Source organism: Flavobacterium sp., assembly GCF_041911335.1.
Lineage (GTDB): Bacteria > Bacteroidota > Bacteroidia > Flavobacteriales > Flavobacteriaceae > Flavobacterium.
Genome location: NZ_JAYRPD010000039.1, coordinates 1 through 21,851 on the forward strand (window position 1 = coordinate 1; position 21,851 = coordinate 21,851).

The 21,851-nt window shown below is 32.7% G+C and carries 22 protein-coding genes; 12 read left to right on the plus strand and 10 right to left on the minus strand.

Annotated elements, in window-relative coordinates; translation table 11 throughout:
* Nucleotides 1-186: 186 nt before the first annotated feature.
* On the plus strand, nt 187-504 hold the full coding sequence (locus ACE3PD_RS06465) for a hypothetical protein (protein WP_374400711.1): 318 nt from the start codon (nt 187-189) through the stop codon (nt 502-504).
* Between the two features lie 64 nt (nt 505-568).
* Here ACE3PD_RS06465 and ACE3PD_RS06470 read toward each other — a convergent pair whose 3' ends face one another.
* A complete protein-coding gene (locus tag ACE3PD_RS06470; protein ID WP_374400713.1) occupies nt 569-1,636 on the minus strand; it encodes a branched-chain amino acid aminotransferase in 1,068 nt (355 codons plus the stop codon).
* A 243-nt stretch (nt 1,637-1,879) separates the two neighbouring features.
* Here ACE3PD_RS06470 and ACE3PD_RS06475 point away from each other — a divergent pair, with 243 nt between their 5' ends.
* From ACE3PD_RS06475 to ACE3PD_RS06490, 4 genes are all read left to right on the plus strand, one after another.
* On the plus strand, nt 1,880-2,371 hold the full coding sequence (locus ACE3PD_RS06475) for a DUF4920 domain-containing protein (RefSeq protein WP_374400715.1): 492 nt from the start codon (nt 1,880-1,882) through the stop codon (nt 2,369-2,371).
* Entirely contained in the window at nt 2,371-2,829 is a 459-nt protein-coding gene (locus tag ACE3PD_RS06480) for a hypothetical protein (protein WP_374400717.1), read from the plus strand. Before ACE3PD_RS06475 ends, ACE3PD_RS06480 begins: the two co-directional genes overlap by 1 nt.
* 71 nt (nt 2,830-2,900) lie before the next feature.
* Complete coding sequence (mnmD, locus tag ACE3PD_RS06485) at nt 2,901-3,566, plus strand: tRNA (5-methylaminomethyl-2-thiouridine)(34)-methyltransferase MnmD (RefSeq protein WP_374400719.1); 666 nt, start codon at nt 2,901-2,903, stop codon at nt 3,564-3,566.
* Between the two features lie 132 nt (nt 3,567-3,698).
* Nucleotides 3,699-3,893, plus strand: a complete 195-nt coding sequence (locus ACE3PD_RS06490) for a hypothetical protein (protein ID WP_111565666.1) — start codon at nt 3,699-3,701, stop codon at nt 3,891-3,893.
* Between the two features lie 52 nt (nt 3,894-3,945).
* On the opposite strand, the gene ACE3PD_RS06495 is transcribed toward ACE3PD_RS06490, so the two are convergent.
* Nucleotides 3,946-4,884 carry a LysR substrate-binding domain-containing protein gene (locus ACE3PD_RS06495; protein ID WP_374400721.1) on the minus strand — a complete coding sequence of 313 codons (939 nt, stop codon included), beginning with the start codon at nt 4,882-4,884 and terminating at the stop codon, nt 3,946-3,948.
* A gap of 142 nt (nt 4,885-5,026) precedes the next feature.
* On the opposite strand from ACE3PD_RS06495, the gene ACE3PD_RS06500 reads away from it, so the two are divergent.
* From ACE3PD_RS06500 to can, 4 genes are all read left to right on the plus strand, one after another.
* Nucleotides 5,027-5,317: a hypothetical protein gene (locus tag ACE3PD_RS06500; RefSeq protein WP_374400723.1), complete on the plus strand. Its 291-nt coding sequence runs from the start codon at nt 5,027-5,029 to the stop codon at nt 5,315-5,317.
* A 65-nt stretch (nt 5,318-5,382) separates the two neighbouring features.
* Nucleotides 5,383-6,978 (plus strand): SulP family inorganic anion transporter, encoded by a 1,596-nt coding sequence (locus tag ACE3PD_RS06505; protein WP_374400725.1) that lies wholly within the window; start codon nt 5,383-5,385, stop codon nt 6,976-6,978.
* A gap of 11 nt (nt 6,979-6,989) precedes the next feature.
* Nucleotides 6,990-7,673: a carbonic anhydrase family protein gene (locus tag ACE3PD_RS06510; RefSeq protein ID WP_374400727.1), complete on the plus strand. Its 684-nt coding sequence runs from the start codon at nt 6,990-6,992 to the stop codon at nt 7,671-7,673.
* A gap of 103 nt (nt 7,674-7,776) precedes the next feature.
* Complete coding sequence (can, locus tag ACE3PD_RS06515) at nt 7,777-8,412, plus strand: carbonate dehydratase (protein ID WP_374400729.1); 636 nt, start codon at nt 7,777-7,779, stop codon at nt 8,410-8,412.
* A 112-nt stretch (nt 8,413-8,524) separates the two neighbouring features.
* Here can and ACE3PD_RS06520 read toward each other — a convergent pair whose 3' ends face one another.
* A complete protein-coding gene (locus ACE3PD_RS06520) occupies nt 8,525-9,721 on the minus strand; it encodes an LETM1-related biofilm-associated protein (protein WP_374400731.1) in 1,197 nt (398 codons plus the stop codon).
* A 2-nt stretch (nt 9,722-9,723) separates the two neighbouring features.
* The gene (uvrA, locus tag ACE3PD_RS06525; protein WP_374400733.1) at nt 9,724-12,513 is read right to left on the minus strand and encodes an excinuclease ABC subunit UvrA; all 2,790 of its coding nucleotides are present in this window, start codon (nt 12,511-12,513) and stop codon (nt 9,724-9,726) included.
* A 311-nt stretch (nt 12,514-12,824) separates the two neighbouring features.
* On the opposite strand from uvrA, the gene ACE3PD_RS06530 reads away from it, so the two are divergent.
* A complete protein-coding gene (locus ACE3PD_RS06530; RefSeq protein WP_374400735.1) occupies nt 12,825-13,409 on the plus strand; it encodes an RNA polymerase sigma factor in 585 nt (194 codons plus the stop codon).
* Nucleotides 13,410-13,460: 51 nt separating this feature from the next.
* On the plus strand, nt 13,461-13,604 hold the full coding sequence (locus ACE3PD_RS06535) for a hypothetical protein (RefSeq protein WP_374400737.1): 144 nt from the start codon (nt 13,461-13,463) through the stop codon (nt 13,602-13,604).
* A 48-nt stretch (nt 13,605-13,652) separates the two neighbouring features.
* Here the strand turns inward: ACE3PD_RS06535 and ACE3PD_RS06540 are convergent, their stop codons facing one another.
* Genes ACE3PD_RS06540 through nth form a run of 3 tightly spaced genes read right to left on the minus strand, consistent with a single transcriptional unit; the run spans nt 13,653 to nt 15,729 of the window.
* Nucleotides 13,653-14,720 carry an acyltransferase family protein gene (locus ACE3PD_RS06540; protein WP_374400739.1) on the minus strand — a complete coding sequence of 356 codons (1,068 nt, stop codon included), beginning with the start codon at nt 14,718-14,720 and terminating at the stop codon, nt 13,653-13,655.
* 10 nt (nt 14,721-14,730) lie between these two features.
* The gene (locus ACE3PD_RS06545) at nt 14,731-15,081 is read right to left on the minus strand and encodes a DUF2200 domain-containing protein (RefSeq protein ID WP_374400741.1); all 351 of its coding nucleotides are present in this window, start codon (nt 15,079-15,081) and stop codon (nt 14,731-14,733) included.
* Nucleotides 15,082-15,729, minus strand: coding sequence for an endonuclease III (gene nth, locus ACE3PD_RS06550; protein ID WP_374400743.1), 648 nt, complete (start codon nt 15,727-15,729; stop codon nt 15,082-15,084).
* A 95-nt stretch (nt 15,730-15,824) separates the two neighbouring features.
* Between nth and bcp the strand changes: the two genes are divergently transcribed.
* Nucleotides 15,825-16,277, plus strand: coding sequence for a thioredoxin-dependent thiol peroxidase (gene bcp / locus ACE3PD_RS06555; RefSeq protein WP_374400745.1), 453 nt, complete (start codon nt 15,825-15,827; stop codon nt 16,275-16,277).
* A 62-nt stretch (nt 16,278-16,339) separates the two neighbouring features.
* On the opposite strand, the gene ACE3PD_RS06560 is transcribed toward bcp, so the two are convergent.
* The 3 genes from ACE3PD_RS06560 to ACE3PD_RS06570 form a co-directional block, all read right to left on the minus strand.
* Entirely contained in the window at nt 16,340-18,130 is a 1,791-nt protein-coding gene (locus tag ACE3PD_RS06560; RefSeq protein ID WP_374400747.1) for an acyl-CoA dehydrogenase family protein, read from the minus strand.
* 136 nt (nt 18,131-18,266) lie between these two features.
* Nucleotides 18,267-19,451: an acetyl-CoA C-acyltransferase gene (locus ACE3PD_RS06565; protein ID WP_374400749.1), complete on the minus strand. Its 1,185-nt coding sequence runs from the start codon at nt 19,449-19,451 to the stop codon at nt 18,267-18,269.
* Nucleotides 19,452-19,454: 3 nt separating this feature from the next.
* Nucleotides 19,455-21,845, minus strand: coding sequence for a 3-hydroxyacyl-CoA dehydrogenase NAD-binding domain-containing protein (locus ACE3PD_RS06570; RefSeq protein WP_374400751.1), 2,391 nt, complete (start codon nt 21,843-21,845; stop codon nt 19,455-19,457).
* Nucleotides 21,846-21,851 lie beyond the last annotated feature (6 nt).

Genomic DNA, 21,851 nt, shown 5'->3' on the forward strand with positions numbered 1-21,851 from the left:
AAAAAAAGCTGAAAAACCACCAGAAAAAAACATTTTTTCAACAGATAATTTTATCAATCAAACAAAATTAAGCATATAAACAAAGGGATACAGAAGTTTTTTTTCTATTTTTGAAAAACTTTCGGATAGTAGTGAAAAGCAGTAAAGTTATTTCATGAAACCTATGGTTTAGGAGTAAGTGAAGAAATGAAAGCCGATTTAGGTACTTTAAAAAACGAACTTCGTTACAATTTAATGAAAGAGGAAAATGAAGAATATTTAGAAGCCGTTCAAAACAATGACATTGTTGAAATAGCTGATGCTTTGGGCGATATGCTATATATTTTATGTGGTACGATTTTAGAACACGGATTACAACATAAAATAGAAGAAGTGTTTGATGAAATCCAACGTTCCAATATGAGTAAATTAGGTGAAGACGGAAAACCAATTTACCGTGAAGATGGAAAAGTGATGAAAGGGCCAAATTACTTCAAACCTAATTTTGAGGAGATATTAAAATAGTCACAGTTTCCAGTCACAGTTATCAGTGTATGGTTTTACTGATAACTGCGACTGCGACTGAATACTATATTTTAACAGTCCACCCGAAAGTGTCTTCAGCTAATTTATATTGAATGTTCGTTAATTTTTCTTTGATTTCAAGTGCCATTGAATTTTCTAATTTAGGCAATTCATAATAATGGTCTTGGAATGAAAATCCAACAATTGGATTAATCACAGCAGCCGTTCCAGCTCCAAAAATTTCTTTTAAACTACCGTTTTTAGCAGCTTCAACAATTTCTTCCACTAAAACAGGACGAACTTCAATGTTGATATTTTCTCTTTTTGCTAATTCGATAACACTTTTACGCGTTACTCCATCTAAGATTCTTTCGCTTGTTGGTGCTGTGTAAATTGTATCATTAATTCTAAAGAAAACATTCATGGTTCCAGCTTCTTCTAACTTAGTATGCGTAGCATCGTCTGTCCAAATGATTTGTTGGAAACCTTGTTCGTTAGCTAATTTTGTTGGGTAAAACTGTGCTGAGTAATTTCCTGCCGCTTTAGCCGCACCAATTCCTCCGTTAGCCGCTCTACTGAAATGTTCCGCAATAAGTACTTTAACTTCTCCTGAATAATAAGCACGAGCTGGAGATAAAATAATCATGAAACGATATTCTTGAGAAGGCGCTGCAATTACACCATGTCCGGTTGCAATCATAAACGGACGGATATATAATGTATTTCCTTTTCCTTTTTTAACCCATTCTTTTTCAATTTCTAATAAACGGTGTAAACCTCCTAAGAAAATATCTTCTGGAACTTCTGGCATAGCCATTCGGGTTGCACTTTTATTAAAACGGTGAAAGTTTTCATCAGGTCTAAATAACCAAACATCATCTTGTTGGTCTTTGTAAGCTTTCATTCCTTCAAAAATGGCTTGTCCGTAGTGGAACACTTTTGCAGAAGGATCAATCATGAAAGGTGCATAAGGCTCTATAACAGGTTTTTGCCATGCTCCATCTACATAATCGCACACTAACATATGGTCTGTAAATACATTACCAAAGGTTAAGTTTTCAAAATCTACTTCGTTGATTTTAGAATGAGGAGCCGAAATAATTTCAATTTCGTTTAAAGTTTTTAATTCCATTAGGGTCAAACTGTTATAAAATTAGTTTTGTATAATCAACAAAAAAATAGTCGATTTTTACATATTGGTTGCAAATTTACTAAAAAAAAGAAGTTTTATTTTTACTTCTTGAAAAATAATTATCAACAACAAAGGTTTTAAATTCTTGATAAAAACTTCAATTTAAATAAAATGAAACTTTTTTTGATGCGCCGAAAATATAAAAAAATATCGTTATTTTTGTTGAAAATATTCACATTTAAAATGAAAAAAATACTAACTCTTTCACTTTTAACAATCGCATTTGTTAGTTGTGAACAAAAACAAGAAGCAAAGCCAGAGGAAGCAAAAGTAGATTATGCTGTTTTTGGTGACTCCATTTCATCGGATGGTGCATTAACTAGTGCCGAAATGATGGAAAAATTCAAAACTTTAAAAGAAGGAGATACTTTAGAAGTAAAATTCAAATCGGATATCAACGAAGTTTGTCAAAAGAAAGGCTGTTGGATGACTTTAGATTTGGCGGATGATAAGGAAGCTTTTGTAAAATTTAAAGACTATGGTTTCTTTGTTCCAAAAAACGCACAAGACAAAGATGTGATTGTTAACGGCAAAGCTTTTGTTAGTATTGAAAGTGTTGATGTTTTAAAACATTATGCTAAAGATGCAGGAAAATCACAAGCAGCAATTGATAGTATTGTAGAGCCAAAAGTGACGTATTCTTTTATGGCTGATGGTGTTTTAATTGCGAAATAATGAAAAAGTTAATTCTACTTTGCTCTTTTGCTCTTTTGTCTTTCTCGTGTGATAAGAAAGCGGATGAAAAAGCCACTAAAGAAGAAGCTTGTGAAACCGATTCAAAAGTAAATAAAGACGGTTTTGAAATGTACGAAATGTCAGAAATGGCGGCTTTGATGGAGCAAATGTATGTGGACAACGAGCGATTAAAAGAACGCATTATGAAAGGCGATACGATTGGTAAATTTCCGCAACACTTTATAAAAATTCACAAAGCGGTGATGACAGATGAAACCGATAAAGATGCTTTTTTTGAAGAGCAAGCGGCTAAATTTATCAAAGCTCAGGAGTTGATTTACGAAGATCCGAAGAATGCTAAAGAGCACTTTAATAACGGAATTGATGCTTGCATTCAATGTCACGAAGTAAAATGCGGTGGACCGATTCCGAAAATTAAGAAATTGTATATTGAGTAATTGCTCATAAAATAAAAAAGGTTTAAGAACTAGATTACGAATTCTTAAACCTTTTCTTTTTTGAATTTACTATGAAAAGAGAAATAATTATCACTGATGACGGTTCGACCACTATTCGAATTCCAGAATGGGATGAGAACTATCATTCTACTCATGGCGCTATTCAGGAAGCGAAACACGTTTTCATTAAAAACGGATTGGATTTATTTCAAAAACAAGATTCGATTTCGATTTTAGAAATTGGTTTTGGAACGGGTTTAAATGCATTTATTACTTTTCTCGAAACTTTAAATAAAGAGAAAGTCAATTATGTTGGAGTAGAAGCGTACCCAATTTCTAGTGAAGAAATTGCTCAAATGAATTATGTTTCCGAATTACAAGCTGCTCAATATCAAGTCGTTTTTGATAAGATGCATGCTTGTGATTGGGAAAGCCATCAAAACATCACTGAAAATTTTATTCTTACCAAGCGAAAACAATTTTTTCAAGATATTGAAGATAAAGAGCAATATGATTTAATTTACTTTGACGCTTTCGGATTTCCATTACAACCTGAATTGTGGAGTGAGGCTATTTTTAAAAAGATGTATGACGCACTTTTACCAAAAGGAACATTGGTTACCTATGCTTGTCGTTCATCGATTAAGAATGCAATGTTAAGTGTCGGATTTTCAATTGAAAAACTACCTGGAGCTCCAGGAAAACGTGAAATGTTACGAGCTACAAAAAATAGTTGATTTTTAGTTTAAAGTAAGAATTTAATAAAAATTTAGCATTTTATTTGTCAACTAAATCGTTTTCGAAACGTTTTTTTATTTATCTTTACAAAAAGTTCTTACCCCTAGTCTAACCTTTTATCTAGAAAAAGTATGCCCAGACCGATGTTTTCTTACACCAAGTCAATTTTGGAAAGAGTGAGTTTTGATGCGAAACTATTTTGTAAAGAATTAGAGAAAGCAGTAAGAATATTGCTTCCTTACGAAATAGATCAATTGAGAGAGTGGCTTTTACAGTTTACCGAAGAAAAGCCAGAATTAAGACAATGTTTAATTTATATCAACTAAAAATATAAAGTCCCGAGATTATCGAGACTTTTTTTATGGTATAAATTGAAATTTATTTTGTTTTTGGACTTATAATTTCAATATCACTAAATGCTATAGCTCCTCTAACAACGCCAGATATAGTATCTCGCAGGGCGTTGATAATATGAATTTTTAATTCATTTTTCGGATATATTAAACTTACTTCTCGAGCAGGTTTTGGATCTTTAAATGGTTTCAGTTTTTCTTTGTTCTTTTCATTCAAATCTAGAGTGTGTAAATAAGGAAGTAAAGTAGTTCCTAAACCTTCATCTGCTAATTTGATAAGCGTTTCAAAACTTCCGCTTTCTAATTGAAAATGACTATCTGTTATAAATTTATTGTTTTTACATAAATTTAGAATTCCATTTCTGAAACAATGTCCGTCCTGTAAAAGTAAAATTTTATCCAAATCTAAATCAGATATTTCAATTTCTTTTTTATCCATCGAAGGATGATTTGAAGGAACGTATGCTACAAATGGTTCGTAGTATAAAACAATCTCTTTTAGATTTTCTTCTTCCAAAGGAGTAGCTGCTATAGCGCAATCTAAATGACCGTTCTTTAATTTTTTTATGATTTCCTCAGTTGTTTGTTCTTCAATAATCAAATTGACTTTTGGATATTTTTTAATAAAATTATTTAAGAACATAGGAAGTAGAGTTGGCATAATTGTTGGGATAATTCCCACCTTAAATTCACCGCCAATGTATCCTTTTTGTTGGTCTACAATATCTTTAATTCTTCCCGCTTCGTTTACGATATTTTTGGCTTGGTTTACGATTTTCTCTCCAACTTCTGTTAGTAGAATAGGTTTTTTGCTTCTGTCAAAAATAAGAATATCCAATTCATCTTCTAACTTTTGAATTTGCATACTCAAAGTAGGTTGTGTTACAAAGCATTTTTCTGCTGCTAATGTAAAGTTTTTGTATTCGGCTACCGCCAAAACGTAATATAGTTGTGTAATTGTCATTATTGATAAATTTGATACAAATATAAAAACTATAAGATTAAGTTATGAAATAAAAAATCACTAATTTATTCAGCCTTTTTTTCATGGTTTTTTTTATAAAAAAATTAAGATTTGTTTCAGTTTGAAATAGTATATTCGCATCATGAAACTATTGGTAAATATCTTTTTATTCATTTTCATTACTTTTTTGTCTACACCAACACTTGTTGGAATAGTAGATAATGAAGCTGATACTTCTTATTTTTACACCATGTGTGAGGAAGAAGAAAATCATGCGTCTTTTAATGAAATTAAAACTTTACCAATTGTTAATTTTTCTTTTTTCAATTTCTCATTGGATAATTTGAAAACTCTTAATGTTCTTATTGAGCTTAATTTGAGTTTTGCCAATTTAGCACATCAAATTTTTTCACCACCTCCCAATAACTTATAATACGTTTTCTTTTCAGCACTCTTATTGATGTTTGAGTGTACTACTAATGTATTTATAAGTTTTTCATGAATAACCATTCTATTTTTTCAAATGTAAGAGGTGATCTTGCATCTGGTCTTGTTGTTTTTTTAGTTGCTTTACCCTTGTGTTTAGGTATTGCTTTGGCTTCTGGTGCTCCTTTGTTTTCAGGAATTGTTTCTGGGGTTATTGGAGGAATTGTTGTTGGATTTTTGAGTAATTCTGCTTTAAGTGTTACTGGACCAGCAGCAGGTTTAACAGCAATTGTATTGTCTGCAATTACTGATTTAGGCGGTTTTGATGTTTTTTTAGTAGCCGTAATTTTAGCAGGTTTAATTCAAATTACTTTAGGTTTTTTAAAAGCAGGTAGTTTTTCAAATTATTTTCCCACAAGCGTTATCGAAGGAATGTTAGCGGCAATCGGAATAATTATTATTTTGAAGCAAATTCCGCATGCTTTTGGACATGATGTAGATAATGAAGGTGACTTTTTCTATATTGAAAAATCAGGTAACACTACTTTTGATACTTTGATTGAATCTATAAATTACATTCATACAGGAGCACTTATAATTGCTTTATTGTCTTTAGCTGTTTTAATAATTTGGGAAAAAGTACCTGCTTTACGAAATATTAAAGTCATTCCAGGTGCTTTAGTGGTTGTGGTAGTGAGTATCTTGTTGAATGAATTTTTTATTCAAACGGGTTCTAGTTTGGCTATTGTTACCCAAAATCATTTAGTAAGTTTACCTTCGTTTACTGAAATTAGAGATGGTTTTGCTGTACCAAATTTCGCCGAATTAGCCAATGAAAAAGTTTGGATAGTAGCCATAACCATAGCAGTTGTTGCTTCAATTGAAACGTTATTGTGTATTGAGGCAACAGATAAATTAGATCCCTACAAACGATTTACAGACACCAATCGTGAATTGAAAGCACAAGGTATTGGAAATTTGATAAGTGGTTTATTAGGAGGATTACCTATGACATCCGTTGTGGTGCGTTCGTCTGCCAATATAAATTCTGGAGGAAGAACTAAATTATCTACTATTTTTCATGGGGTGTTATTATTTACTTTTGCACTTTCAATTCCATTTATTTTAAATAAGATTCCTTTAGCGGCATTGGCTGCTGTTTTATTAATGGTTGGGTATAAATTAGCAAAACCAAGCGTTTTTGTACATTTATGGAATAATGGGTATTCACAGTTCATTCCATTTGTTATTACGGTAATAGCTGTAGTTAGAATTGACTTATTAAAAGGTGTTGGAATTGGTTTAGCTGTAAGTATTATTTTTATTTTATACCAAAATTTAAAAATTGCTTATTCATTCAAGAAAGAATCATTTAAAGATGGAGATATTATTACAATTAAACTTGCTCAAGAAGTTTCCTTTTTGAATAAAGCGGCTATTAAAAATACCTTATCGAGTATTCCAAGAGGTTCAAAGTTAATTATCGATGCTTCCAATACAAAATACATTGATTTTGATGTAGTAGAATTAATAAAAGATTTTAGAAATGTTAAGGCAGATGATAAAGAAATCGATTTAACTTTGAAAGGTTTTAAAGAACAATATAACTTAGAAAATACAGAGTTTAAACACGTAAAAATCAAAGATTCGAAAGAAGACACTAAATAATAAAAAAGAATATGAAAGCACATAATAAAGAAACACAAGCGCAAATGACTCCTCGTAAAGCGTTACAATTTTTACAAGAAGGTAATGATCGTTTCATCAATAATTTAAAAGCAAATCGCAATTTATTAGAGCAAGTAAACGAAACACGTGACGGGCAATGGCCATTTGCAACCATTTTAAGTTGTATTGACAGTAGAACTTCAGCGGAATTAATTTTTGACCAAGGGTTAGGAGATGTTTTTTCGGTAAGAATTGCTGGAAACATCGTTAATACCGATATTTTGGGAAGTATGGAATTTGCTTGTAAAGTGGCAGGCTCAAAATTAATTGTAGTGTTAGGACATTCTAAATGCGGTGCCGTAAAAGGAGCTTGTGATCATGTAGAAATGGGGAATCTAACAGAGTTATTATCTAAAATTCAACCAGCAGTTTACGAGGAAAAAGTAACTACTTCTGAAAGAAGTTCAAAGAATAGTGAGTTTGTTGAGAATGTAGCAGAAATCAATGTAAAACGAAGTGTAAGAAACATCATTGAGAGAAGTTTTGTTTTAGAACAAATGTTAGATCAAGGACAAATAGGTATCGTTGGCGCAATGCATGATATTGAATCAGGTAAAGTAACTTTCTATGATGATGTAATCTATATTAAGGATGAATTGAATCCTGATTTTACTGTTGCAACAATAAGACATTAAAAATAATTTTAATCATAATTTTAAAAAAGCTATCATCTCTCTAAATTTTAATACTGAATTGATAGCTTTTTTATTTTATATTTGATACCCTTATACAATGATAATGAGTGATTTTTATAAAAAGATATTAGATAATAACAAGCAATGGGTAGAAAATAAATTAGCTATTAGCCCTAATTATTTCAAAAATTTAGCTGAAGGTCAAAATCCACCACTTTTATGGATTGGTTGTTCCGATAGTCGTGTTCCAGCAAATGAAATCATAGGAGCTGAACCAGGGGAGGTTTTTGTGCATCGTAACATTGCCAATATAGTGGTACATTCTGATATGAACATGTTAAGTGTACTTGATTATGCCGTGAATGCTTTAAAAGTGAAACATGTTATCGTTTGCGGACATTATGGTTGTGGCGGTGTTAAAGCAGCAATGGGAAATAGTTCTATCGGAATTATCGACAATTGGATTCGTCATATTAAAGATGTGTATCGTTTTCATCAACAAGAATTAGATGCCATTGAAAATGAAAAAGAACGTTTCAATAAATTCATAGAAATCAATGTTAAAGAGCAAGTTATGAATTTAGCCAAAACATCAATTGTTCAAAACGCTTGGAAAAACGGACAAGAATTATCCTTACATGGTTGGGTTTACGGACTAAACGATGGTTACGTAACCGATTTAGATGTAAACTTCAGTTGTGATAAGGATTTAGATGATGTGTACCAGTTGAAGTTTTAACTTAATCACAAAGAAAAGAGCTTAGTTTTTTAAATTCGGTTAATTTTTAAATTTTTAAATAACTGTTCAAAAATTGAATTTTGAACTTGATATTGTCCTTGTACTTGAAGTTTTAATCATCCAAATTCTCATTAAAAGCCGAAGGCAATAATTGAGGAATAAATTTTATCAAAATAGGCAATAACAAGCCACCACCAGGAAGTAAAAATATAGTTAACGATGGCACTGTTTTACAGATATCAAGCAACTGTTTTTTTACTTTCTTTTTTTCCTCTTTGCTCAAATCTTTTCGGGTTGATTTGGCTAAAAGTTGCATCAATTCGCCACTTTCTTTGATTTCTTTGGTTAATCGGTCTTTGTTGCGAATGATAAGTTTGGTTACATTTTTATTGGCTTGATCATAAAAATGTTTTATTGGATTCGAATAATTAAAAAAAGGAATTTCTGATTTGTATTTTTCGATAAAATCATTTATTTCTTTTTTACTTTTTTCAAGTAATGATGGATCTAATTCTAAATCTTGACTCAATTGCTTTAAAAAGTTCTCTTCATTCGGTTCCAATTTTTCATCGCTCCAAAGCGCCATTTGGGCAATATCCAACAAATACAACTTTTCCAATAAAGAAGTATGACGCATCAATTTGATTTCCGATAATTCGATATTTTCAATAGTATTGAATTTGGTATAACGAATTGAATTTTCAAACAATTTCACCAATAATTCATCGTATTTTGATTTTCGTTCTTTAATTTTTAAAGCTAACGAAACAATTTTAATACAATCCGATTCTACATTTTTTAAGTAATCTGATGGTAAAGTTTCATTTTTCAAATAATGTTCGAATGCCAAAACATCAATAAACAAAAGTGCATTGGTAATGATGTGCGAGAAATTCTTGCTAATGGTATTGTTGTTCGTTTGAATTCGATCATCAATAACTTTTTCTAAACGTGAACTATAGGAACCTTCAGGAAGTAATTTTTTGATGAAATTCAGGTTTTCAGGCTGAATTATCTTGTAAAATTGGTAAACCGAATTAATAAAATCTTCCTTTGTTCCGTTTGATTTTTCAATACGATATAAAGAAAAAAGGGTGTTTAAAAAACCAACTTTCGTAACTTCATCATATGACCATTTTTTGGTGTTGATTTGATTTTGAAGTTGAAAGCGTACGACATAACCATAAATAAAACCGGTTGCTCTACAATCTTCATAAAAAGACAAAATATTGCCTTGAAAATCAATGAAATTGTCATTGTTTTCAGCAAAAAACTTGTCAATCCAACCGTTTGCAGATGGGTTTATCATGTTTACAATTTCTCGTTTAAGTATTTTCCTGTAACAGAATTTTTATTTTTAGCTACTTCTTCTGGTGTTCCAAAAGCTACTAATTTTCCACCATTTTCACCACCTTCTGGACCAATATCTAAAATATAATCGGCACATTTGATTAAATCTAAATTGTGCTCAATCACGATTATCGAATGTCCTTTTTCCAATAAAGCATCAAACGAAGCTAATAATTTTTTAATATCGTGAAAATGTAAACCCGTTGTAGGTTCGTCAAAAACAAATATGGCTTTGTCTTTAATCGTTCCTTTTACTAAAAAAGATGCCAATTTAATACGTTGCGCCTCGCCACCAGAAAGGGTAGAAGAGGATTGTCCTAATTGTACATAACCCAAACCAACGTCTTGTAAAGGTTGTAATTTTTGCGTGATTTTGGTCTGTTTATGTTCAGTAAAGAATAACAAAGCTTCATCAATGGTCATTTTTAAAATGTCATCGATGTTTTTGTTTTCGAAAGTAACTTCTAAGACTTCTTTTTTGAAACGTTTTCCGTTACAAGCTTCACATTCCAAATGAACATCCGCCATAAATTGCATTTCGATGGTTACTTCCCCATCGCCTTTACATACTTCACATCTTCCGCCATCTACGTTGAAAGAGAAATGTTTGGCTTGATAGTTTCTTAATTTTGAAACATTCTGTTTTGCAAATAGTTCACGAATGTCATCGTAAGCTTTAATATAAGTAACTGGATTCGAACGCGAACTTCTTCCAATCGGATTTTGATCTACGTATTCGATATGTTTGATGTGAGAGAAACTTCCAGCTAATTCAGTAAATTGTCCTGCTTTTTCTCCAACACCTTCTAATTTTTTTTGAATGGCTGGAAACAAAATTTTCTTCACCAAGGTACTTTTTCCACTTCCCGAAACACCTGTAATTACTGTTAAACATTCCAAAGGAAATGTGAAGTTTTCATTCTTTAAGTTGTTTTCTCTAGCGCCAATAACTTCAATATGATTTTTGAATTTTCTTCTGGTTTTTGGAACCGAAATTTCTTCTTTTCCGTTCAGATATTTAGCTGTTAATGAATCCGCTTTCAAAATTTCATCATAAGTTCCTTGAGCTACTAATTCACCACCATGTGTACCGGCTTCTGGACCAATATCGATAATCATATCGGCAGCTTTCATGATGTCTTCGTCGTGTTCTACAACGATTACGGTATTGCCTAAATCGCGTAAATCTTTTAATACTTCGATTAATCTTTCGGTATCTTTTGGATGTAATCCGATACTTGGTTCATCTAAAATGTACATTGAACCTACTAAACTACTTCCTAACGAAGTTGCCAAGTTAATACGTTGCGATTCACCTCCAGAAAGCGAATTGGAGTTACGATTTAACGTCAAATAACTTAATCCAACGTTGAATAAAAAGTCCAAACGATTGTTGATTTCGATTAATAAACGTTTGGCAACTTTAGCATCGTATTCGTTTAATTCTAATTTTTTGAAGAATTCGATTAAGTTTACAATTGGTAAATCGACTAAGTCAGAAATTGTTTTTCCGCCAACTTTGATGAAGTTTGCCTCGTAGCGCAAACGTTTGCCTTTACAAGTGGTACATTTTGTTTTTCCGCGATATCTAGAAAGTAAAACGCGGTTCTGAATTTTATAGTTTTTCTCTTCTAATTCGGCAAAGAAATCATGTAAACCAGTGAAATACGAATTTCCATCCCAAATCAGTTGTTTTTGTTCATCTGAAAGTTCAAAAAACGGTTTGTGAATAGGGAAATCGAATTTATAAGCGTTGTTTACCAATTGGTCGCGATACCAACCCATACTTTCGCCACGCCAAGGGAAAACAGCATTTTCGTAAACCGATAAAGCGGTATTGGGAATCACTAAATCTTCGTCAATGCCGATAACACTTCCGTAGCCTTCGCAGGTTGGACAAGCTCCGTAAGGATTATTAAAACTGAACAAGTGAATATTTGGTTCTAAAAAAGTAATGCCATCCAATTCAAAATTAGAACTGAACTCTAAACGTTTTTGCGAATCTACTTCTTGTAAATAACAAATTCCTTTTCCTTCATAAAAAGCAGTTTGAACTGCATCTGCTAAACGATTGTAGAATTCTTCTTCGTCTTTTACAACTATACGGTCAACGATAAGAAGAATGTCTTTGTTGTCTAATTGGTGTTGGTCGATCGTATCCAAACGTACCATTTCGTTATCAACTAAAATACGAGCGAAACCTTGTTGTAATAGAACTTTTAGCTTATCTTCTAAAGCTCTTCCTTCTTCTAAATGAATAGGAGCGAGCAACAACCAACGACTTTCCAATGCTAAGTCTTTTACTTCATTAATCACATCAGAAACCGTATCTTTTTTTACTTCTTTTCCAGAAATAGGAGAGTAGGTTTTTCCAATTCTTGCAAATAAAAGTTTTAGATAATCATAGATTTCAGTAGAAGTTCCTACGGTAGAACGCGCATTGCTGGTATTTACTTTTTGTTCGATAGCAATCGCAGGAGCAATTCCTTTGATATATTCTACTTTTGGTTTGTCTAATCTTCCTAAAAACTGACGTGCATAAGATGATAAACTTTCTACATATCGGCGTTGACCTTCTGCATAAAGTGTATCAAATGCCAAACTCGATTTTCCAGAACCAGAAAGCCCTGTAATAACGACTAATTTATTTCTAGGAATAGCTACATCTAAATTTTTAAGGTTGTGCAATTGAGCGCCTTTGATTAAGATGTTTTTTTTAGGTTCTAAGGTAGAAAAATCAGGTTGTGTCATGGTTGTTTTTACAAAGATTTGCAAAGATAATAATTGTAAATTTATTTAATAGTATTAGTTAATCTTTAATAATGAAAACATTGAATTAAGATTAGAATAGTTTAACATTAGTTGAAGATACTTGCGATTTTGTAATCAATTGATTCCAAGTTTAGCTTTATTTTCAATAAAAGATTACTTTTTTTGAATAATTATTTGGATATTAAATAAATTTTATGTTAAATTTGGCTAATTAATCTTTAAAACAGAATTGCCTATTACAAAAATTACTTTTTAGAATCAGAGACTTAAATTAACTTAAAGGTATTGTTATGGCTAATCTTGTACTTCCTGATGCAGTTTTGGTGAAGAATTATATAAGCGGAGATGAGTCTGCTTTAGCTTCATTGATTGAAAGACATCAATCAAAAATCTACGGATTTATTTATTCCAAAATAAACGACAGAGATTTATCAGATGATATTTTTCAAGATACCTTTATTAAGGTAATCAAAACCTTAAAATCACAATCGTATAACGAAGAAGGAAAATTTTTGCCTTGGGTAATGCGCATTGCTCATAATTTGGTAGTAGACCATTTTAGAAAAGCAAAGAAAATGCCTTACCAACGTGAGACTGAAGAATATTCGATTTTTAATTACATGACAGACAATAGTTTGAATATTGAAGGACAAATTATATCTGAACAAGTGGAATCCGATTTGGCTAAATTGTTAGATGAACTTCCAGCAGATCAAAAAGAAGTTTTGGTAATGCGTATGTATCAAGATCTAAGTTTTAAAGAAATAGCCGATTTAACAGGTGTTAGTATCAATACGGCTTTAGGGAGAATGCGTTACGCTTTACTGAATTTGAGAAAAATTATTGAAAAAAATCAAATTATTTTGACCAACTAATACTAAAAGTAAAATTTTGTCGTTATTGAGATATAAACCAAATCATAATAAATGGCAAAACTTTACTCTAAGAAAAAATTAGCGACTCAAAAAATGAAACCTAAAAAAGAAACGATTTCGTTTTTACTCAATTATTCTAAAGCATTGAGTATTCATAAAGTGGGAACTTCAAGTTTTGAAATTATCGCTAATTAAGGAAAATGCCTCAAAGAGATTTGAGGCATTTTTTTTGTATTTTTATTATTAGCTAAAATAAATTTTAAGTTTTAAAAATTGTTTTTCAAATAAGTGATAAGACAAAAAACTCACTAATACGGTTGAAATAAAACTTAAGATTGAAATTAAAACCCAGTTGAGTTCTAATGTTTCATTTAGTTTAATAAATAAATTTATAAGTATGGTATGATACAAATAAAGTCCGTACGTATAAATTCCTATTTTACTAATCCATAATGTATCTTTTATTTTTAGAGAATTTTTTTCTGTAATTACAAATGACAATATTGTAGCAAACAAAATTCCATACATAATTGGTTTTACAAATTTTAACCATTCAAAATTCAAATTGGAAAATCCAAAAATTGCTATAATTGTGAGTAAACATATTATTATTTTAAACGAATAAGATAGCTTTTCAATTGTGATTAATTGTTCCTTTCTGAAGCTTAAGATATAAGCTGGAATTGCGCCAAATGCAAAATAATCAATATTGGTAAATACGTCCAAAAAAGGTAAATTAAAATAAGAATAGAAAAGTCTGCAAACACTTGCTAGAAGTATCGAAATGATAATTAAATACTTAATTTTATTTAACGGAATGATGCTAAATAAAAATCCCCAAATAATGTAAAAGTGTTCCTCAATACATAACGACCACATAACTCGTAATGGAGAAACATTGGGAAAATTGTTGGTCAACATCATGTTGTAATTTTCTAAGAAAAGTACCGATAGTAACCAATTTGGTTCGTAACCTTCATTTGAAAATGATAGATGAAATAGTTTTAAGATAAAAGGAGTTAAAAACGCAAAAAGTAACATCGCGTAAAACAAAGGCCAAATTTTTAAAACTCTTTTGGCGAGAAAATTTTTTAGATTGATGGTTTTATTTGCTTTTTTCTCAAAAATTAAAATGTACGAAATGAGAAAACCACTCAAAACAAAAAAGAAGGAAACCCCAACATCACCGCTTTTTGAAAATACTGAAAACCAAGAATTTTCTGGAACAGGTATATGATGAAAAAAAACAATTAGAAATGAGAAAAAGCGTAAAGCATCTAATGTATGAAAGTGTTTTTTTGATGAATCCATTTCGTGATAGTTATTTTCTCAAGATTTTCTCCATTGTTTTACCTTTCGCTAATTCGTCTATCAACTTATCTAAATAGCGTACTTTTTTCATCAACGGGTCTTCAATTTCTTCGATGCGATAACCGCAAATTACACCCGTAATTTTAGAAACGTTTTCGTTTAATTGAGGTGCTTGCTCAAAAAAAGTTTCGAAATCTACTTTTGTATCAATTTGGTTTTGAAGGCTTTCAAGTGTGTAACCAGTCAACCAACAAATAATTTCATCAACTTCCGCTTTAGTACGATTTTTTTTCTCTGCTTTGTTTATGTAGTGTGGGTAAACACCAGCAAAGATCATATGATTTATACTTCTTGATGCCATTTATTTTTTAATTTCATTAATTACACTCTTTCTACCAATCGTTCTCGTAATAATATCTTTCTCTAAATCCCAGCCTCGTGCAGGAGAATATTCTCTTCCGTACCAAATAATTTGCAAGTGTAAATCGTTCCAACATTCCTCTGGGAAAATACGTTTGGCATCTTTCTCGGTTTGTTGTACGTTTTTACCATTGGTTAATCCCCAACGATACATCAATCGATGAATATGCGTATCAACGGGAAAAGCCGGAACTCCAAAAGCCTGACTCATCACAACACTCGCCGTTTTGTGTCCCACAGCTGGTAACGCTTCTAAAGCTTCAAAACTTTGCGGTACTTCACCATTGTGTTTCTCAATTAAAATTTCTGATAATCCGTGAATTCCTTTAGATTTCATAGGCGATAATCCACACGGGCGAATGATTTCTTTAATTTCTTCCACAGTCATTTTTACCATATCATACGGATTATCGGCCTTAGCAAACAAAATTGGCGTAATTTGATTCACGCGAACATCTGTACATTGTGCAGAAAGTAACACGGCAATTAGTAAAGTATAAGGATCTTTATGGTCTAACGGAATAGGAATTTCGGGATATAATTCATTTAACGTATTTATAACAAATGTTACCTTCTCGCTTTTGGTCATTTTTAACTAAATTTGATTCGTAAAGTTATAAAGTAATAGCGCAATATCAAAATTCATTTTTAAAGATGAGTTTTTAACCTTTTAAACCAAAACAAATGACAACATTAAAAGCAGGAGATAAAGCTCCTAATTTTTCAGGTTTAGACCAAAATGGAACTTCACATAAATTAGCCGATTACAAAGGAAAAAAACTAGTAGTCTTCTTTTATCCAAAAGCAAGTACACCTGGTTGTACAGCAGAAGCTTGCGATTTAAGAGATAATTTTGCTCGTTTTCAAGCGAATAATTATGCTTTGTTAGGTGTAAGTGCGGATAGTGCGAAAGCACAATCAAAATTTATTGAAAAATATGAGTTACCATTTCCTTTATTAGCGGATGAAGACAAATCAGTAATTCAGGCATTTGGTGTTTGGGGACCAAAGAAATTCATGGGAAAAGAATACAATGGTATTCATAGAACTACTTTCGTAATTGATGAAAACGGAATTATTGAAGAAGTAATTTCGGATGTAAAAACAAAAGCACACGCTGCTCAGATTTTAAAATAATAAAAAACCATTCGCCAAGGCGAATGGTTTTTTTAAACAAACTAAACCAATTAATTGCTGTATTAGAAAGCGTATTTATTTTCGCTAATAATTTTTGCAGCAATTTTTTCACGAAGACCAATTACATTTGGCATGTTCGTATATTTTGTAAAACGTTTTAATCCCATTAACATCATGCGTTGTTCGTCGCCTTCTGCAAAAGAAACGATTCCTTCTTTTCCTTTTTGGTTTACGATATCTACTGCATGATATAAGTATAATTTTGCCATAGCAATTTGCTCTTGCGCTTTATCTTCACCAACTTTTTTAGCTAATTTTTCAGTTCTAAGAATTGTACTTTCAGCCATGTAAATTTCGATTAGGATATCAGAAGCAGCCATTAATAATTGTTGGTGTGATTCTAACTCTGGTCCGTATTTTTGAACCGCAGCACCCGCAACCATTAAGAATACTTTTTTCAATTTGGCAATCATTTCTTTTTCTTCAGCAAATAATTCTGAATAATCTGGAACATCGAATGATGGAATTCCCATTAACTCTTCTGCCACAGCCATTGCTGGTCCTAATAAATCAACATGACCTTTCATTGCTTTTTTCACTAACATACCAACGGATAACATTCTGTTGATTTCGTTAGTTCCTTCGTAAATTCTTGCGATACGAGCATCTCTCCAAGCACTTTCCATTGGAGCGTCTTCTGAGAATCCCATTCCACCAAAAATTTGAATTCCTTCATCTGTACATGCTTGAACATCTTCAGAAACGGCTACTTTTAAGATAGAACATTCGATTGCGAATTCTTCAACACCTTTTAATTCAGCTTCTTGGTGCGAATTTCCTTCACTAACTCTAATGTTGATTCTGTTTTCAATATCTGCAGCAGCTCTATACGTAGCACTTTCACCTGCATAAGCATTTGTTGCCATTTCAGCAATTTTAGCTTGAATTGCTCCAAAACTTGAAATTGGCGTTTTAAATTGAACTCTTTCATTAGCATAGTTTACTGCTCCAGTAATTGTTCTTCTTTGTGCTTCTAAACAAGCAGCAGCTAATTTAATACGTCCAACATTCAAAGCATTCATTGCAATTTTGAAACCTTCACCACGACCCGCTAACATATTCTCTACTGGTACTTTCGTTTCATTAAAGAAAACTTGACGAGTAGAAGAAGAGCGAATACCTAATTTGTGTTCTTCATCTCCTAAAGAAATTCCGTTTGATGGATCATTTTCAACGATGAAACCTGTGATGTTTTTATCATCTTCAATTCGAGCAAAAACGATGAATACATTACAGAATCCAGCATTAGAAATCCACATTTTTCCACCTGTAATTTTATAATGTGTTCCATCTTCTGAAAGAACGGCTTTTGTTTTTCCTGAATTGGCATCAGAACCTGCTCCTGGCTCTGTTAAACAGTAAGCACCGAACCATTCTCCTGAAGCTAATTTTGGTACATATTTTTGTTTTTGTTCTTCCGTTCCGTATAACGTAATTGGCATAGTTCCAATTCCAGTGTGCGCTCCAAAAGCAGTTGAAAATGAACCAGTTGCTCCCGAAATATAATCGCAAACTAAAACTGTGTTTACAAATCCCATTTCCATACCACCGTAAGCTGCAGGAACGGCAACGCTTAAATAACCAAGTTCACCCGCTTTACGCATTACTTCTTCGGTAAGGGCGTAATCTTTCTTTTCGAAACGTTCTTTGTTTGGCCATAATTCTTTGTCTACGAATTCGATTACCGAATCACGCATCATAATTTGTTCTTCATTGAAGTCTTCTGGTGTGAAGATGTCTTCGCATTTTGTTTCTTTTACAAGGAATTGTCCTCCTCTGATGATATCTGACATAATTAGCCCCCTATCCCCCAAAGGGGGAACCTATTAGGGGTCAATAGGGTTTAAATTTTACAATATAATTTTTTTTTAGTATTTCAGTATAATGTATAACCACAATCCATATTCCCCCCTTGGGGGTTAGGGGGCTTTACTTCAAAAATTCAAAAATTCCAGCTGCTCCTTGACCAGTTCCAACACACATGGAAACGATTCCGTATTTGCTGTTTCTCAAGCGCATTTCGTCAAACAATTGAACTGATAGTTTAGCTCCAGTACAACCTAGTGGGTGACCTAAAGCGATAGCCCCACCATTTACGTTTACGATTTCAGGATTTAAACCTAATTCTCTCACAACTGCTAATGATTGCGCTGCAAAAGCTTCGTTAAGTTCAATTAAATCGATTTGGTCTTGTTTTAATCCTGCTTGTTTTAATGCTTTTGGAATAGCGGTAACTGGACCAATTCCCATGATTCTTGGTTCTACACCTGAAGCAGCGTAGCTTACCATTCTTGCAATTGGTTCTAAGTTCAATTCTTTTACCATTTCTTCGCTCATGATTAAAACGAAAGCTGCACCATCACTCATTTGAGAAGAGTTACCAGCAGTAACCGAACCATCAGCAGCGAATACTGGTCGTAATCCCGCTAAAGCTTCAACAGAAGTTCCAGCTCTTGGACCTTCGTCTTTATTCACTACATAAGATTTTGTTTCTTTCTTACCGTTTTCATTGATAAACGTTTGTTCTACTGTAATAGGAGCAATTTGTTTATCGAATTTCCCTTCTGCTTGCGCTTTTAACGCTTTCATATGTGAATGGTAAGCAAACTCATCTTGATCTTCACGCGAAACGTTGAATTGTTTTGCAACTGCTTCAGCCGTTAATCCCATTCCCCAGTAGTAATCTTCGTGTCCAGCTGCAGCCACTTTGTAATCTGGTGTTGGTTTATAACCTCCCATTGGAATGTAACTCATACTTTCTGCACCACCAGCAATGATACAATCTGCCATTCCTGATTGAATTTTAGCCGTTGCCATTGCGATAGTTTCAACTCCAGAAGCACAATATCTGTTTACTGTAACTCCAGGAACATCGGTGATTTTTAATCCCATTAATGAAATTAAACGCCCAACGTTCAAACCTTGTTCTGCCTCTGGCATGGCGTTTCCTACCATCACGTCATCAATACGTGTTTTGTCGAAATCAGGCAATTCTTTCATCATGTGTTCGATGGTTTCTGCTGCTAATTCGTCAGGTCTTTTGAATCGGAATAAGCCTTTTGGAGCTTTTCCAACTGCTGTTCTATATCCTTTTACTATATATGCTGTTCTCATTACTTAGTTTCTTAATGGTTTCCCTTTGGTTAACATGTACTGAATTCTCTCTAAAGATTTTCTTTCTCCAGTTAATGATAAAAATGCTTCTCTTTCTAAATCCAATAAATATTGTTCAGAAACTAAAGTTGCTTCTGATAAATCGCCACCAGCCATTACATAAGCTAGTTTGTTTGCAATTTTCTTATCGTGTTCAGAAATGTATTTACCAGCTTCCATTTGGTCAGTTCCTACTAAGAACATACCTAAAGCTTGTTTACCTAAAACTTTGATGTCTTTTCTTCTTACAGGTTGTGTATAACCTTGTTCTGCCATTTGTAGTGCCACTTGTTTAGCAGTTGCTATTTGGCGGTCTTTGTTTACTACAACAATATCTCTACCTTTTTGTAAAACTCCAGTATCAAAAGCTTCGTAAGCAGAAGTAGCTACTTTTGCCATACCTACTGTTAAGAAATATTCTTGAAGAACGTTTAATTCTACGTCATTTTTACGGAATAAATCAGATGCTCTCAAAGCCATTTCTTTAGAACCACCACCACCTGGAATTACTCCAACACCAAATTCTACTAATCCGATGTAGGTTTCTGCAGCAGCAACCGCTCTATCAGCGTGCATTGTTAATTCGCAACCACCACCTAATGTCATTCCGTGAGGAGCAGCGATAACAGGAATTGCAGAATAACGACAACGCATCATCGTATCTTGGAACATTTTGATAGCCATGTTTAATTCGTCATATTCTTGTTCGACTGCCATCATGAAAATCATTCCTAAATTAGCTCCAACAGAGAAATTAGCACCTTGATTTCCAATTACTAAACCGTTGTAATCTTTTTCAGCAATGTCAATGGCTTTGTTGATTCCTTGTAAAACACCAGCTCCGATAGAATTCATTTTTGAAGTAAATTCTAAATTGATGATGCCATCACCTAAATCGGTAATGATAGCATCGCTGTTGTTCCATATTTTTTTGCTTTCGCGAATGTTATTTAAGATAATGAAGGCATCCTGACCAGGAATTTTCTCTACTTTTTTATTCGTGATAGAGTAGAAGTGTGTTGCTCCGTCTTTAACAGAATAGAAAGAAGTAGTTCCTGAAGCCACCATATCCGTTACCCAAGAAGCAGGTTGGTAACCTTCCGCTTTCATTAATTCGATACCTTTTTCAACACCGATAGCATCCCAAATTTCGAATGGACCATTTTCCCAACCGAATCCTGCTTTCATAGCATCGTCAATTTTGTAAAAAGCGTCAGTGATTTCAGGAATTCTGTTTGAACAATATTGGAACATTGAAGCGAAGTTTTTTCTGTAAAATTCTCCAGCTTTGTCTTTTCCAGTAACTAAAACTTTGAATCTATCGATTGGTTTTTCAATCGTTTTGGTTAATTCTAAAGTTGCGAAAGATGCTTTTTTATTTGGTCTGTAAGTTAAAGTATCTAAATCTAAAGTTAGAATGTCTTTTCCTTCTTTTTTGTAGAAACCTTGTCCGGTTTTACTTCCTAACCATTTGTTTTCCATCATTTTGTTAACAAATTCTGGAAGTTTGAATAATTCATGCGCTTCGTCGTTTGGACAATTTTCATAAATTCCGTTAGCCACATGAACCAAAGTATCTAATCCCACAACATCAACCGTTCTAAAAGTAGCTGATTTTGGACGACCAATAACTGGTCCCGTTAATTTATCTACTTCTTCAACGGTTAATCCCATTTCTTTTACTTGGTGGAATAAACTTTGAATTCCGAAGATTCCAATTCTATTTCCAATAAAAGCTGGAGTATCTTTAGCAACAACAGAAGTTTTTCCTAAGAATTTTTCACCATAACCATTCAAGAAATCTAATACTTCTTGCGATGTTTTTGGACCTGGAATAATTTCAAATAATTTTAAGTAACGCGCAGGGTTAAAGAAGTGTGTTCCACAGAAATGCTGTTGGAAATCTTCGCTTCTTCCTTCGCTCATAAATTGAATTGGAATACCAGAAGTATTTGAAGTTACTAAAGTTCCTGGTTTTCTATATTTATCAACTTGTTCAAAAACAATTTTCTTGATGTCTAAACGTTCTACAACTACTTCGATAATCCAATCTGCAGTTGTAATTTTCGACATATCATCTGTAGTATTACCTGTAGTAATTCTTGAAGCAAAACTTGGATGATAAATAGGAGAGGGCTTCGATTTTAAAGCGTTAGCTAAATGATCATTCACTAATCGGTTTCTAACGGCTTTGCTTTCAAGAGTTAGTCCTTTTTTCTGTTCGGCTTCGGTTAGTTCGTTTGGCGCGATGTCTAATAATAAGACTTCGACACCAATATTAGCAAAATGGCAAGCGATACCACTTCCCATAATTCCGGAACCAATAACAGCAACTTTTTTAATATTACGTTTCATGTTTAT

Excerpts from the sequence above, each read along its gene's own strand:
- ACE3PD_RS06465 (WP_374400711.1), top strand. The coding sequence starts at position 187 with ATGAAAGCCGATTTAGGTACTTTAAAAAACGAACTTCGTTACAATTTA.
- ACE3PD_RS06470 (WP_374400713.1), bottom strand. The coding sequence starts at position 1,636 with ATGGAATTAAAAACTTTAAACGAAATTGAAATTATTTCGGCTCCTCAT.
- ACE3PD_RS06475 (WP_374400715.1), top strand. The coding sequence starts at position 1,880 with ATGAAAAAAATACTAACTCTTTCACTTTTAACAATCGCATTTGTTAGT.
- ACE3PD_RS06480 (WP_374400717.1), top strand. The coding sequence starts at position 2,371 with ATGAAAAAGTTAATTCTACTTTGCTCTTTTGCTCTTTTGTCTTTCTCG.
- mnmD (WP_374400719.1), top strand. The coding sequence starts at position 2,901 with ATGAAAAGAGAAATAATTATCACTGATGACGGTTCGACCACTATTCGA.
- ACE3PD_RS06490 (WP_111565666.1), top strand. The coding sequence starts at position 3,699 with ATGCCCAGACCGATGTTTTCTTACACCAAGTCAATTTTGGAAAGAGTG.
- ACE3PD_RS06495 (WP_374400721.1), bottom strand. The coding sequence starts at position 4,884 with ATGACAATTACACAACTATATTACGTTTTGGCGGTAGCCGAATACAAA.
- ACE3PD_RS06500 (WP_374400723.1), top strand. The coding sequence starts at position 5,027 with ATGAAACTATTGGTAAATATCTTTTTATTCATTTTCATTACTTTTTTG.
- ACE3PD_RS06505 (WP_374400725.1), top strand. The coding sequence starts at position 5,383 with ATGAATAACCATTCTATTTTTTCAAATGTAAGAGGTGATCTTGCATCT.
- ACE3PD_RS06510 (WP_374400727.1), top strand. The coding sequence starts at position 6,990 with ATGAAAGCACATAATAAAGAAACACAAGCGCAAATGACTCCTCGTAAA.
- can (WP_374400729.1), top strand. The coding sequence starts at position 7,777 with ATGAGTGATTTTTATAAAAAGATATTAGATAATAACAAGCAATGGGTA.
- ACE3PD_RS06520 (WP_374400731.1), bottom strand. The coding sequence starts at position 9,721 with ATGATAAACCCATCTGCAAACGGTTGGATTGACAAGTTTTTTGCTGAA.
- uvrA (WP_374400733.1), bottom strand. The coding sequence starts at position 12,513 with ATGACACAACCTGATTTTTCTACCTTAGAACCTAAAAAAAACATCTTA.
- ACE3PD_RS06530 (WP_374400735.1), top strand. The coding sequence starts at position 12,825 with ATGGCTAATCTTGTACTTCCTGATGCAGTTTTGGTGAAGAATTATATA.
- ACE3PD_RS06535 (WP_374400737.1), top strand. The coding sequence starts at position 13,461 with ATGGCAAAACTTTACTCTAAGAAAAAATTAGCGACTCAAAAAATGAAA.
- ACE3PD_RS06540 (WP_374400739.1), bottom strand. The coding sequence starts at position 14,720 with ATGGATTCATCAAAAAAACACTTTCATACATTAGATGCTTTACGCTTT.
- ACE3PD_RS06545 (WP_374400741.1), bottom strand. The coding sequence starts at position 15,081 with ATGGCATCAAGAAGTATAAATCATATGATCTTTGCTGGTGTTTACCCA.
- nth (WP_374400743.1), bottom strand. The coding sequence starts at position 15,729 with ATGACCAAAAGCGAGAAGGTAACATTTGTTATAAATACGTTAAATGAA.
- bcp (WP_374400745.1), top strand. The coding sequence starts at position 15,825 with ATGACAACATTAAAAGCAGGAGATAAAGCTCCTAATTTTTCAGGTTTA.
- ACE3PD_RS06560 (WP_374400747.1), bottom strand. The coding sequence starts at position 18,130 with ATGTCAGATATCATCAGAGGAGGACAATTCCTTGTAAAAGAAACAAAA.
- ACE3PD_RS06565 (WP_374400749.1), bottom strand. The coding sequence starts at position 19,451 with ATGAGAACAGCATATATAGTAAAAGGATATAGAACAGCAGTTGGAAAA.
- ACE3PD_RS06570 (WP_374400751.1), bottom strand. The coding sequence starts at position 21,845 with ATGAAACGTAATATTAAAAAAGTTGCTGTTATTGGTTCCGGAATTATG.